This window comes from Stenotrophomonas sp. STEN046 (genome assembly GCF_056759755.1).
This window is the reverse complement of record NZ_JBRRDR010000015.1, coordinates 74,265-86,263: the sequence shown is the minus strand read 5'-3', so window position 1 is coordinate 86,263 and position 11,999 is coordinate 74,265. Positions and strand designations below refer to the sequence as shown.

Sequence of the window (11,999 nt, the reverse complement as noted above, 5' to 3'; positions counted from 1 at the left end):
GTTGCGGGGGCGTGAGCCGCATGGATGCGGCGACCGCGCTTACAGGGCCGTACTTGCCGCGTCCCCCGTAACCGGACCCCCCCCGCCATTCCACGGATAGCCCGCTGTTGCTGTTGCTGTTGCCGGCCAGCGGCCGGCACTACCGCAGGTGCAGGGCGGCAGCCCTGCCGAACACCCCTCACCGCTCGGAATGCCCGCTCTGGTCGTAATCGCGCGGGCTGAACAACTCCGGCTGGATCAGCTCGATGAACGCCCGCGCCTGCGCCGACAACGCCTTGCCCCGACGCACGATCACCCCGTAACTGCGCTCGGGGAACCAGCGCTTCATCGAACGTGCTGCCAGCCGCTCGTGGTCGGCGTCGTTCAGGCACAGCGCAGGCACGATGGAAATGCCCATGCCCATCGCCACGTACTGCTTGATCACCTCCCAACCGCCCACTTCCAGTGCCACGGTGTAGGCGATGCGGTGGCGCTGGAACACCTGGTCGACCAGCCGGTAGGTGATCTGCCGCTTCGGTGGCAGCACCAGCGGGTAGCGCGCGATGTCGGCCAGCTCCAGTTCGGCGCCGCTGGCCAGCGGGTGGTCATGCGGGGCGATCAACACCTGCTCGAAGCGGTAGGCCGGGGCATAACTGAGGTCGGCCGGCACATCGGTCATCGAACCGATCGCCAGGTCGGCGGCATCCTCGCGCAACAGGTCGGTGCCGTCGGCACTGATCGCGTTGTGCAGGGTCAGGCGCACATCGGGGTAATGCTGGCGGAAGCGTTCGATGATCTTCGGCAGCAGGTAGAGGATGGTCGAACTGTTGGCGGCGATGTTCAGTTCGCCCGCGTCCAGCCCGCGCACCTTGTCGCGGAAGCGCGCCTCCAGCCCGTCCAGGCTTTCCACCAGCGGCTGCGCCATTTCGTACAGCAGCTGGCCCTCGCGGCTGGGCACCAGACGGCGGCCGCTGCGCTCGAACAACGGCACCCCCAGTTCGCGCTCCAGCGCCTGCAGCTGCAGGCTGATGGCCGGTTGGCTGACGAAAAGCGCCTCAGCAGCCCGTGAGACCGAGCCCAGCCGCACCGTCTGGCAGAACGCGCGCAGCGGCTTCAGCCGGTCGGATTTGTAGGAAAAACGAGGGCTTGGCGGGGTGCGTGTGCTCATGGCGTCATAAGTATTAGCACGACTTATGTAAAGCATTGCAAAAACTGTTTTGCCAAATACAGGGCTTCGGTCGCACGGTGGGGTCGTTCCCCCACTGCTGGAGTTGCCCCATGTCCGCCGTCGCTTCCGCTGTTCCTTCCACCGCCGCCAAGGCCACCCCGGGCATCGCCCTGGCGACCCAGGTGGCCGGTCAGGCCACCGTGCTGCCGGCGCCGCTGCTGGCCCTGCTGGTGTCGCTGCACCGCGCGGTGGAACCGGGCCGGCAGGCACGGCTGCAGGCACGCCGCGAGCGCCAGGCCTACTTCGACCAGGGCGGCCTGCCCGATTTCCGCGAAGACACCGCTGCGATCCGCAGTGGCGACTGGACCGTGGCACCGCTGCCGGCCGCGCTGCAGGACCGCCGCGTCGAGATCACCGGCCCGACCGACCCGAAGATGGTCATCAACGCACTGAACTCCGGCGCCAAGGTGTTCATGGCCGACTTCGAGGATTCGACCTCGCCGACCTGGCGCAACCTGCTGGCCGGGCAGCAGTCGCTGGCCGCGGCCGTGCGGGGTGATCTGCAGTTCACCGCCGCCAATGGCAAGCACTACGCACTGCGCCCGTACGAGGAACAGGCCGTGCTGATCGTGCGTCCGCGTGGCTGGCACCTGGACGAGAAGCATGTGGCCATCGACGGCCAGCCGCTGGCCGGCGGCCTGTTCGACGCGGCAGTGTTCGCCTTCCACAACGCGCGCGCCCTGCAGAGCAGGGACCGTGGCCCGTACTTCTACCTGCCCAAGCTGCAGAGCATGGAAGAGGCCGCGCTGTGGGAGACCGCGCTGTCGCACATCGAAGGCATGCTCGGCCTGCCGCACGGCCAGATCAAGGTGACGGTGCTGATCGAAACGCTGCCGGCGGTGTTCGAGATGGACGAGATCCTGCACGCCCTGCGCGAGCGCATCGTCGGCCTCAACTGCGGGCGCTGGGACTACATTTTCTCGTACCTGAAGACCTTCCGCCGCCACGCCGACCGCGTGCTGCCCGAGCGCGGCCAGGTGACCATGACCCAGCCGTTCCTGAAGGCCTACTCGGAACTGCTGATCCAGACCTGCCACCGCCGCGGCGCGCATGCGATGGGGGGCATGGCCGCGCAGATTCCGATCAACAACGATGCCGCCGCCAACGAACAGGCGATGGCCCGCGTGCGTGCCGACAAGCTGCGCGAAGTCACCGCCGGCCACGACGGCACGTGGGTTGCGCATCCGGCGCTGATTCCGGTGGCGATGGCGATCTTCGACGAACATATGCCCGGCGCGAACCAGCACAGCGTGCTGCGCCAGGATGTGCGCGTCGGTCGCGATGAACTGATCGCACGGCCGCCGGGCACCATCACCCGCGCCGGCTTTGAAGGCAACGTGGAAGTCTGCGTGCGCTACCTGGCCGCGTGGCTGGATGGCAACGGCTGCGTGCCGATCCATCACCTGATGGAGGACGCGGCCACCGCCGAGATCAGCCGCAGCCAGCTCTGGCAGTGGCTGCACACGCCAGGCCAGCAGCTGGACGATGGCACCGCGATTGATCTGGGCCTGCTCGACGCGACCCTGGCGCAGCTGCCGGCCCGTCTGGGCGACACCGCCGCCCTGCCGGGCGGTGGTCGTATCGAAGAGGCCATCGCCCTGCTGGGCGATCTGAGCCGCCGCAATGAGCTGACCGATTTCCTGACCCTGCCGGCGTACGTACGCATCGACTGATCGTCGCCTGCACCACGCCATCTTCCCTTCCCCGCTGCACGCACGAACCGAACTGGAGAAAGACATGAGCAAGCTGCCCACTGCCGAACAGATCCAGCACGACTGGGATACCAACCCGCGCTGGGAAGGCATCCAGCGCAATTACAGCGCCGCCGACGTGGTGCGCCTGCGTGGCACGGTCCACATCGAGCACTCACTGGCCCGGCTGGGTGCGGAAAAGCTGTGGAAGTCGCTGCATGAGCGCGACTTCGTCAACGCGCTGGGCGCGCTGACCGGCAACCAGGCGATGCAGCAGGTCAAGGCCGGCCTGAAGGCGATCTATCTGTCCGGCTGGCAGGTGGCCGCCGATGCCAACCTGGCCGGGCAGATGTACCCGGACCAGTCGCTGTACCCGGCCGATTCGGTGCCCGCGGTGGTCAAGCGCATCAACAACACGCTGCTGCGCGCCGACCAGCTGCACCACGCCGAAGGCAAGGATGACATCGACTTCCTGCAGCCGATCGTGGCCGATGCCGAGGCCGGTTTCGGCGGCGTGCTCAACGCGTTCGAACTGATGAAGGCGATGATCGAAGCCGGCGCGGCCGGCGTGCATTTCGAAGACCAGCTGGCTTCGGTGAAGAAGTGCGGGCACATGGGCGGCAAGGTGCTGGTTCCGACCCGCGAGGCGATCGAGAAGCTCAATGCCGCGCGCCTGGCCGCCGACGTGCTGGGTGTGCCGACCCTGCTGGTGGCGCGTACCGATGCCGAAGCGGCCGACCTGCTGACCAGCGACATCGACGCCAACGACACGCCCTTCGCCACCGGCGAGCGCACCGTGGAAGGCTTCTACAAGACCCGCAATGGCCTGGACCAGGCGATCAGCCGCGGCCTGGCCTATGCGCCCTATGCCGACCTGGTGTGGTGCGAGACCGGCAAGCCGGACCTGGAATTCGCACGGAAATTCGCCGAGGCGATCCACGCGAAGTTCCCGGGCAAGCTGCTGGCCTACAACTGCTCGCCCAGCTTCAACTGGAAGAAGAACCTGGACGACGCCACCATCGCCAGGTTCCAGCGTGAGCTGGGCAGCTACGGCTACAAGTTCCAGTTCATCACCCTGGCCGGTTTCCATGCACTCAATTACGGCATGTTCAACCTGGCCCACGGCTACGCGCGCCGGCAGATGAGCGCCTTCGTGGAACTGCAGGAAGCCGAGTTCGAAGCCGCCGAGCGGGGCTTCACGGCGGTCAAGCACCAGCGCGAAGTCGGCACCGGCTACTTCGATGCGGTGACCCAGGCGATCCAGCAGGGCCAGTCCTCGACCACCGCGCTGACCGGGTCGACCGAGGAAGAACAGTTCCACGGCAGCCGCAGCGAACGGGCCGCGTGATCCGGTAGTGCCGGCCGCTGGCCGGCAGCACGTGACGTACCGGGCGCCACCGGCCTCGGACCCGATCAGGGTGGCCAGGGAAGGGCCAGACGACGCCGGCAGATCGGGGGATCTGCCGGCGTTGTTGTATCTGCGGGCGCTGCGACAATCGGCGTCGTGGTCACGCCAAGATATTGATATGGTTTGCTTTCTTCCCACCGTCAACGCGGGTGAATGGGGAGCTTGCCTGCGTGTGCGACGGCACGCCGCGTCTTCACGAAAATGAGAAGCGGCGCACAGTTTGATTCACTGATATGCTCCGCGGCTCACCAGGGGACGCTGGCGGCAGGTGCAGGGAATGACCGGCAGGGGTGCGGCCGAGAACATCGACACGACAACCGGTATCGCGCAGGTGGCGATGGCCGAGATCGTGCATGCATTGCTTTCGGAAGAAGAGGTGGCCCTGTTCGCCCGGTTTGCCCAGCCCCACAGGCTGGAAGCGGGGCAGTGGCTGTTCCAGCGCGGCCATCGCGGCGAGCGCATGTTCATCATCCTCGAAGGCCTGGTCGAGCTCGATTTCGGTGAGGACCTGGTGCTCAAGACGCTCGGCCGGCATGAGTTCTTCGGCGAGCTGGGCCTGTTGATGGGCGACCATCTGCGCAGCGCCAGCGCCCGGGTGATGGCCGACTGCGAGGTGCTGGAACTGGGCCCGGCCGACTTCCATCGCCTGGTGGAGTCCGACCCTGGCCTGGTGGCCTACTTCCTGCGGCGCACGATCCTGCGTGTGCTGACCAACGAACAGATGCTGATCAGCCAGCTGCGGCGGCGCAACCACGACCTGGAAACCGCGCTGGACAACCTGTACATCACCACCCACCAGCTGACCCACACCCGGGAGCTGGTGCGCACCGATGAACTGACCGGCCTGCACAACCGCCGTGGCCTGACCCTGTACCTGCAGGAGTGCCGCAGCCACGCCGATGGCCTGCCGCAGGCGCTGCTGCTGATCGACTGCGACCGGTTCAAGCAGATCAATGACCGCCACGGGCACCAGGCCGGTGACCGGGTGCTGCAGAGCATGGGCAACATCCTGCGCTCGATGGCCGGTGAACACGACCTGGCCTGCCGCCTGGGCGGAGACGAGTTCTGCCTGATCCTGCGCCGGGGCAACGTCGAGATCGTGCAGCATGCCGCCGAGTTCATCCTCAGCGCGGTGCACGGATTGCTGGAGCGCAGCCACGGTACCCCGCACGTCAGCCTGGCCAGCATCGGGGCTTCCCTGCTGGACCCTGACGCGGACTGGAGCGAGTGGTACGCTCGCGCCGATCGAGCGCTGTACCAAGCCAAGCGCGCAGGCGGCAACTGCCTGCGGTGGACCGATGGTCCGGATGGACAATGAGCGGAGACCCTGGCGATGAATGGCGACAACGGAACGTCGACCCCGCATAACGCCCAGCTGCGGGCGCTGCTGTTCACCGACCTGTGCGATTCGCTGCAGCTGGTGGAGCGTATCGGCGATGTCGCCGCAGCCGAATTCTTCCAGCAGCACGACCGCCTCGTCTTGAGCCTGCAGCAGCACTGGAACGGCCAGCTGATCGATCGATCCGATGGATTGTTCGTTCTGTTTGAACGCGCCATCGATGGCATCGGTTTCGCCATTTCCTACCAGAATGCAGTTGACGTGATGGGCCAGGAGCGTGGCATCGTGCTGCGCGCACGCGCAGGCCTGCACGTCGGCGACATACTGCTGTGGGACAACAGCGCCGAGGCCGTCGCCCACGGCGCCAAGCCGGTGGAGGCTGAAGGGCTGGCCAAACCGATGGCCGCGCGCTTGATGCAGCTGGCGTGGCCCGGTCAGGTGCTGGTGTCTTCGGCGGCCGAACAGATGACCCGGCGGGCCGGGAGCGAGCTGCCCTGGACAGCGGACGAACTGCGCTGGAAGGATCACGGGCTTTGGCGCTTCAAGGGGATCGGCGAACGGCAGCAGGTATTCGAAGTCGGCATTCGTGGCCGCGCGCCGCTGCGCCGGCCCCGTTCGGGTGACAAAGCCTGGCGGGATCTGCCGCTGTGGCGTCGGCCTGCTGCCGTGTTTACCGAGGCGACGCTGGCGGTGGTGCTGGCCGTGGTGATGTGGACGCTGCTGCGGCCTGCGCCAGCGATCGCGTTCGCTGAACGTGACTGGGTGATCCTGGCGGCAGTAAGCAACAGCACGGCCTACCCGCAGCTGGATTCCAGCCTTGAACAGGCGCTTTACATCAGCCTGGGGCAATCGCGCTTCGTCAACATTCTCAGCGAACTGAAGGTGCGCGACACCCTGCAGCTGATGCAACGCCCAGCCAATGCGCGGCTGGATCGCGCGCTGGCGATCGAGGTGGCGCTTCGCGATGGTGCGCGTGCGGTGTTGATGCCCACCGTGCTTGAGCTCAACGGCAAGGTACGGGTGGGCGTGGAGGTGGTGGATCCACGCAGTGGCCAGACGGTCTACACGCACTTCGCCGATGGCAATGGCCTGGATTCGATCCTGGCCTCCACCGACACCGTGGTGAAGGCACTGCGCAGCGATCTGGGTGAGGCGCTGCACGATGTCAGCCGCGAGCAGAAACCACTGCCAACGGTGGCTACCGCCAATCTTGATGCGTTGCATGCCTATGCCAAGGGCAGCGATGCGTTGGCGCAGGAGCGCTTCGATGAAGCGCTGCTGTTCTTCCAGCAGGCTACCCGACTCGATCCCCAGTTCACCTTTGCCTACATCGGCCAGATGCGGCTGCAGTACGCCATGGGCAACGTGTCGGCGGCCGGCGAACTGTACCGCCAGGCCGTGTCGGGGCGCACGCGGCTCAGCGCACGCGACCAGCTGTACCTGGACGCCTGGGGTGCGGACTTCAGCGGCGCTCCTCCGCAGCGCAGTGCCGAGAAGTGGCGGATGCTGACCCAGCTGTATCCGGACGATCCGGCTGGCTGGATGAATCACGCGATGGCCCTGTTTGCCTATGGCGACTATGACGGCGCGCTGGCCGACATGATGCCGCTGCTGGAACGCCATCAAACACAGCGCGCGCTGGTCCTTTCCTTCGTCGGCCGCACCCAGCTTGCGCGTGGCGAGGTCAAGGCTGCCGTCGCTGCGTTCAGGGAAGCAGGAGCGCTGCCGAACTGGCACGGCGACATGTTGGAGGCGGTCGCGCTGGCGCTGGATGGAGAGTCCAAGAAGGCGCGCGAACGCAGTGAAGCCATCACCTCGCGCGGATTCGGCGCGCGCATGGAGTACAGCGGGCTGCTCGCCCTGCAGGGTCAGGCCAGCGATGCGGCTGCTGAGATGGCGCAGGCCGTGGAGCAGTGTGCGAGTGTGGAGGAGCTGTGCGACATCCTGGCCCTGCAGTCGGAGGCATGGACTGCACAGGCCGGCGGCAGCGGTTCCCGGCAGCAGTACGCGCGGTTGCTGGACCGTACCCTGGCCGCGGTCGATGAGGGTGTCGGCGCTGCGCCCCGTCATCGCGCTTTCGTAGCACTGTCGGTGGCCTATCACCTGCAACGCGCCGGCTTGCACAGCGAGCTGCGCTCCCGCCGTCCTGCACTGCAGGCGTTGGTTGAACGTAGTACCGACCCACGCCTGCAGGAGCTGTGGCTGCTGCTTCGCGCACGTGGTGAGCTGGATGCCGGCAATGCAGAGGCCGCTTCGGCACTGATGAAGCCGCTGGCCAACGGCACGCTATACCAGTGGCATGTACTGCAGCTGGATATCGAGCGCGCCCTCGGTCGCGATCAGGCCGCAGAGCGAAGGGAACACTGGTTGCGCCAGCGCACCGGCCTGGCCTTCGCCGAGGACGCGGGTGCCCTGGTCCTGCTGCCATTGAATGTGGCCGATGCACGCCGGCTGGCCGTTGCGGCCAGCCCGCAGCAGGCAGGAATCCCCTGAGGGCGGCTTAGTCCTGGAGCCCCTTCAGGCCGCTTTCGAACATGAAGGGCACCTTGAATGGGCCCGTCGCAGCCAGGCGCTCGCTCATCAACGCTTCCGCCCTGGCAAATTCTTCCTTGCCGCCCAGCGAGTCCAGCGGCGTGTTGCAGGCAGCAACGCTGTCAGCATCGGCGCCCAGTGCAATAAGTGCCTTCGCCGGATCGGCAGCAAACGCAGCACGGAAGGCATCGTCGCTGGAAAGGCGCTTCAACAGGACCTGGACGATTTCGGGGGGCAGGACGGAACGGGACATGGATCGCTACCGCAGGTTGGGGAAAGTACAAGTATCGGCTGCGCCGGTGCGGAGTTGATGGTTGTGCGCAGCTGCCCGGGTATGATCGCCGCTTGTTGAAGCTATTCGGGGCACACGCCATGAGATTCCGCCGCTGCCGGACCATGATGGTCGAGCCAGTTGAACACCCAGCGTTCGATCTGGCAGGGTTGCTCGGTGGCCGCACAGGGGTCAGTTTTCAGAGCGAGCTGCAGGTGCGTGCAGCGCATCTCCACGCACCTTGTGTGATCGAGCGCGACAGCTGCCTGTGGTTGCTGGAATGCAGCGCCGAGCAGTGGCAGAACGTGCCCGATGATGCGCAATCGCGCGAACGTGTTCTAGCGCTTCTGCGGAAGGGATTGCTGGTCAGTGATGACCCTGCGCACGAAATCGCATTCCTCGCCGATCAGCAAGTTCGAGAGAACCACTGGTGGCCGCTGTCGGCACTGCATTACCAGCAGTCGCGCTGGCAGGACGTGGACAGCTTGGGCGACATGGAGCGCGCCCAGCTGGTGACGGCACAGGATCTGGTGCGCAGCTACGGCCCTCCACCAGCAGAGGCACCGCCGCGTCAGGTCGGTGCAGTGGCGTTGCCCCGCGACGACGAAGACCCGATGCAGCCACTGCTGCAGTCGCGGGTGACCTGCCGAAACTACGCGCCCGACCGGGCACTGCCGTTGCCGTTGCTGGCGCGACTGCTGCAGCAGGTACTGATGGCCCAGTCGCTGGTGGAAACCGAGCCGGGCGTGCGTTTCCTGAAAAAGAATGTACCGTCTGCCGGGGGGCTGCATCCGCTGGAAGCGTTTCTGGTCGTTCGCAACGTGGAAGCGCTGCAGCCGGGGCTGTATCACTATCATGCGGTTGCTCACGAACTGGCACGCCTGGACCAGCAGCCCGACGACCTGGCGGCCTTCAACCTGCGGCTGCTGGCGGGGCAGCACTGGTTTGCCGGGGCACACGTCCAGCTGATCCTGGTGTGCCGTTTCGAACGCAGTTTCTGGAAATACCGGAACCACGCCAAGGCCTATCGAGCCGTCACGCTTGATGCCGGACATGTTTCGCAGGCGTTCTACACTGCGGCCACCGCGCACGGACTGGGCGCGTTTGTAACGGCGGCGATCAATGAAGCCGAGGCCGAGCAGATGCTCGGCCTGCAGCCAATGGCCGAAGGTGTGCTGGCGATCTGTGGATTCGGTTGGCGAAGTGATGTGCTTGCAACAACCGAGCTGGACCCGGAAGGCCGGATCTGGCCAGCAACCCGCTGAGTCTCAGCATGCGGAAATGACTTTCTGCATCTGACGCGACTCGAACGTGAAAACCACGTTCATGGCCGTGCGCCCTGCACCCGAGAGATATTCCAGCAGGGCCTGGCGTGACTGTTCGAACTCTTCCTTGCTGGCCAGCTGCTGCACCATCGTGCACAACGGTGTGATCGATCCCTCGGGCAATGGGAGGCGCCTTGCAGCGGGTCTGTGGCGACCCGCTGTGGCCTGCCATTGTTGCCAGATACTCGAGACTGATGCCAGCGCGGCTAGTCTGCCTCGAAATCCACCAGCACCGCGCCATCACCCACCTGGTCGCCTGCCTTGGCGCGATAGCCCTTCACCGTGCCATCGGCCGGTGCCTGCAGGGTGTGCTCCATCTTCATCGCTTCCAGCACCACCAGCGGCGTACCACGCTTGACCTGCGTACCGGCGGCCACCAGCGTTGCCACGATCTTGCCAGGCATCGGTGCCAGCAGGCTGCCGGCATCGGCGCCGGCCTGTTCGGATTCGCCCACCGGATCGTGCAGGGTGAAACGGTGCTGGCCATCGGCACCGAACAGATACAACTGGTCGCCGTCGCGTTGCAGCTGCAACCGCCAGCGACGGCCGTCCAGCTGCACTGACAGGGCCTGGCCATCAGCGTGGCCGACGATGTGCTTCGGCGCATCGTCGTCGCACTGCACGCGCCAGCCGTCAGCCAGGGTCCATGCCTTCAGCGTGCGGGTGTGCTCGCCCTGCTGCAGCGGCAGCAGGCGCGGCGCCGATGCGCCCAGGCGCCAGCCATCCTGTGCCTGCCATGGCGAATGAAGGTCACGGGCGTCGGCCGCAGCGCGCGCGGTGGTGGTCACCGCAGCGATTGCCGCCAGCTCCCACAGTGCGGCGTCCGCATCACCCTGGGTGGCCAGTGCGGCCTGCTCGCGCACGATCAACGCGGTATCCAGCTTGGCGTTGGCGAACGAATCGGTATGCACCAATCGGCGCAGGAAGCCGGCGTTGGTGGTCACGCCCACCACCTGGCAGTCGGCCAGGGCCTGGCTCATGCGTCGCAGCGCGGCATCGCGGTCCACGTCCCAGACGATCAGCTTGGCAATCATCGGGTCGTAGTACGGGGTGATGCTGTCACCTTCTTCCACACCCGTATCCACACGCACGTGTGCCGACGGCGCCGGCAGGCGCAGGCGGCGCAGGGTGCCGGTGGACGGCAGGAAACCACGGTCGGCATCCTCGGCGTACAGGCGTGCCTCGATGGCGTGGCCATGGATGGCCAGTTCGTCCTGACGCTTGGGCAGGGGCTGGCCGGCGGCCACGCGCAGCTGCCATTCCACCAGGTCGGTGCCGGTGATGAATTCGGTGACCGGGTGCTCGACCTGCAGGCGGGTGTTCATTTCCATGAAGTAGAAGTCGCCGTCCGGGCCGGCGATGAACTCGACCGTGCCCGCGCCCACGTAGCCCACCGCGCGTGCGGCATCGACGGCGGCCTTGCCCATCGCGGCGCGGCGTTCGGGGCTCATGCCCGGTGCCGGTGCTTCTTCCAGCACCTTCTGGTGGCGGCGCTGCACCGAGCAGTCGCGCTCGAACAGGTAGACCGCCTCGCCATGGCCAGCGCCAAACACCTGGATCTCGATGTGGCGCGGCCGCTCCACATATTTTTCGACCAGCACGTGGTCGTTGCCGAACGCCGAGGCCGCTTCACGCTGGCAGCTGGCCAGCGCATCGACGAAGTCCTCGCTGCGCTCGACCTTGCGCATGCCCTTGCCGCCGCCGCCGGCACTGGCCTTGATCAGCACCGGGTAACCGATGCCGTCGGCCTGTGCGCGCAGGAATTCCGGCGCCTGCTGCTCACCGTGGTAACCCGGGGTCAGTGGCACGCCGGCCCTGGCCATCAGCGCCTTGGCCGCGCTCTTGTCACCCATCGCACGGATCGCACTGGCCGGCGGCCCGATGAAGGTGATGCCGGCGGCGGCACAGGCATCGGCGAAGTCGGCGTTCTCGGACAGGAAGCCGTAGCCGGGATGGATCGCCTGTGCACCGCTGCGGCGTGCGGCGTCCAGCAGCACGTCGCCGCGCAGGTAGCTTTCGCGCGCGGCGGCCGGGCCGATGTGGATGGCCTCGTCGGCCAGGCGTACGTGGCGCGCATTGCGGTCGGCATCGGAATACACCGCCACGGTGGCGATGCCGAGGCGGCGGCAGGTCGCGATGACGCGGCAGGCGATCTCGCCACGATTGGCGATCAGGACTTTGGTGAACATGGCAACGTGCTTCATAGGAGCTTGCTCGGTCATGGCA

Annotated in this window: 9 protein-coding genes; 5 read left to right on the top strand and 4 right to left on the bottom strand. The window is 66.4% G+C overall.

The window, feature by feature from the left end; genetic code table 11:
• Positions 1-178 precede the first annotated feature (178 nt).
• Entirely contained in the window at positions 179-1,147 is a 969-nt protein-coding gene (locus ACVOLJ_RS09680; protein ID WP_481564038.1) for a LysR family transcriptional regulator, read from the bottom strand.
• Between the two features lie 110 nt (positions 1,148-1,257).
• Between ACVOLJ_RS09680 and aceB the strand changes: the two genes are divergently transcribed.
• From aceB to ACVOLJ_RS09660, 4 genes are all read left to right on the top strand, one after another.
• Complete coding sequence (aceB, locus tag ACVOLJ_RS09675; protein WP_481564037.1) at positions 1,258-2,880, top strand: malate synthase A; 1,623 nt, start codon at positions 1,258-1,260, stop codon at positions 2,878-2,880.
• A gap of 64 nt (positions 2,881-2,944) precedes the next feature.
• Positions 2,945-4,246: an isocitrate lyase gene (gene aceA, locus ACVOLJ_RS09670; protein WP_481564036.1), complete on the top strand. Its 1,302-nt coding sequence runs from the start codon at positions 2,945-2,947 to the stop codon at positions 4,244-4,246.
• Positions 4,247-4,583: 337 nt separating this feature from the next.
• Entirely contained in the window at positions 4,584-5,624 is a 1,041-nt protein-coding gene (locus ACVOLJ_RS09665) for a GGDEF domain-containing protein (protein ID WP_475280850.1), read from the top strand.
• 15 nt (positions 5,625-5,639) lie between these two features.
• Positions 5,640-8,138 (top strand): putative peptide modification system cyclase, encoded by a 2,499-nt coding sequence (locus ACVOLJ_RS09660; RefSeq protein ID WP_481564035.1) that lies wholly within the window; start codon positions 5,640-5,642, stop codon positions 8,136-8,138.
• Between the two features lie 7 nt (positions 8,139-8,145).
• Here ACVOLJ_RS09660 and ACVOLJ_RS09655 read toward each other — a convergent pair whose 3' ends face one another.
• Positions 8,146-8,430 carry an NHLP-related RiPP peptide gene (locus tag ACVOLJ_RS09655; protein WP_475280852.1) on the bottom strand — a complete coding sequence of 95 codons (285 nt, stop codon included), beginning with the start codon at positions 8,428-8,430 and terminating at the stop codon, positions 8,146-8,148.
• A 119-nt stretch (positions 8,431-8,549) separates the two neighbouring features.
• Between ACVOLJ_RS09655 and ACVOLJ_RS09650 the strand changes: the two genes are divergently transcribed.
• On the top strand, positions 8,550-9,713 hold the full coding sequence (locus tag ACVOLJ_RS09650; RefSeq protein WP_481564034.1) for a putative peptide maturation dehydrogenase: 1,164 nt from the start codon (positions 8,550-8,552) through the stop codon (positions 9,711-9,713).
• A gap of 3 nt (positions 9,714-9,716) precedes the next feature.
• Here ACVOLJ_RS09650 and ACVOLJ_RS09645 read toward each other — a convergent pair whose 3' ends face one another.
• The gene (locus ACVOLJ_RS09645) at positions 9,717-9,896 is read right to left on the bottom strand and encodes an NHLP-related RiPP peptide (RefSeq protein WP_481564033.1); all 180 of its coding nucleotides are present in this window, start codon (positions 9,894-9,896) and stop codon (positions 9,717-9,719) included.
• An 83-nt stretch (positions 9,897-9,979) separates the two neighbouring features.
• Positions 9,980-11,995 (bottom strand): acetyl/propionyl/methylcrotonyl-CoA carboxylase subunit alpha, encoded by a 2,016-nt coding sequence (locus ACVOLJ_RS09640; RefSeq protein WP_481564032.1) that lies wholly within the window; start codon positions 11,993-11,995, stop codon positions 9,980-9,982.
• Positions 11,996-11,999 lie beyond the last annotated feature (4 nt).

What these genes read in the sequence shown, in the direction of transcription:
- ACVOLJ_RS09680 (WP_481564038.1), bottom strand. Translation starts at nt 1,147, where the DNA reads ATGAGCACACGCACCCCGCCAAGCCCTCGTTTTTCCTACAAATCCGAC.
- aceB (WP_481564037.1), top strand. Translation starts at nt 1,258, where the DNA reads ATGTCCGCCGTCGCTTCCGCTGTTCCTTCCACCGCCGCCAAGGCCACC.
- aceA (WP_481564036.1), top strand. Translation starts at nt 2,945, where the DNA reads ATGAGCAAGCTGCCCACTGCCGAACAGATCCAGCACGACTGGGATACC.
- ACVOLJ_RS09665 (WP_475280850.1), top strand. Translation starts at nt 4,584, where the DNA reads ATGACCGGCAGGGGTGCGGCCGAGAACATCGACACGACAACCGGTATC.
- ACVOLJ_RS09660 (WP_481564035.1), top strand. Translation starts at nt 5,640, where the DNA reads ATGAATGGCGACAACGGAACGTCGACCCCGCATAACGCCCAGCTGCGG.
- ACVOLJ_RS09655 (WP_475280852.1), bottom strand. Translation starts at nt 8,430, where the DNA reads ATGTCCCGTTCCGTCCTGCCCCCCGAAATCGTCCAGGTCCTGTTGAAG.
- ACVOLJ_RS09650 (WP_481564034.1), top strand. Translation starts at nt 8,550, where the DNA reads ATGAGATTCCGCCGCTGCCGGACCATGATGGTCGAGCCAGTTGAACAC.
- ACVOLJ_RS09640 (WP_481564032.1), bottom strand. Translation starts at nt 11,995, where the DNA reads ATGACCGAGCAAGCTCCTATGAAGCACGTTGCCATGTTCACCAAAGTC.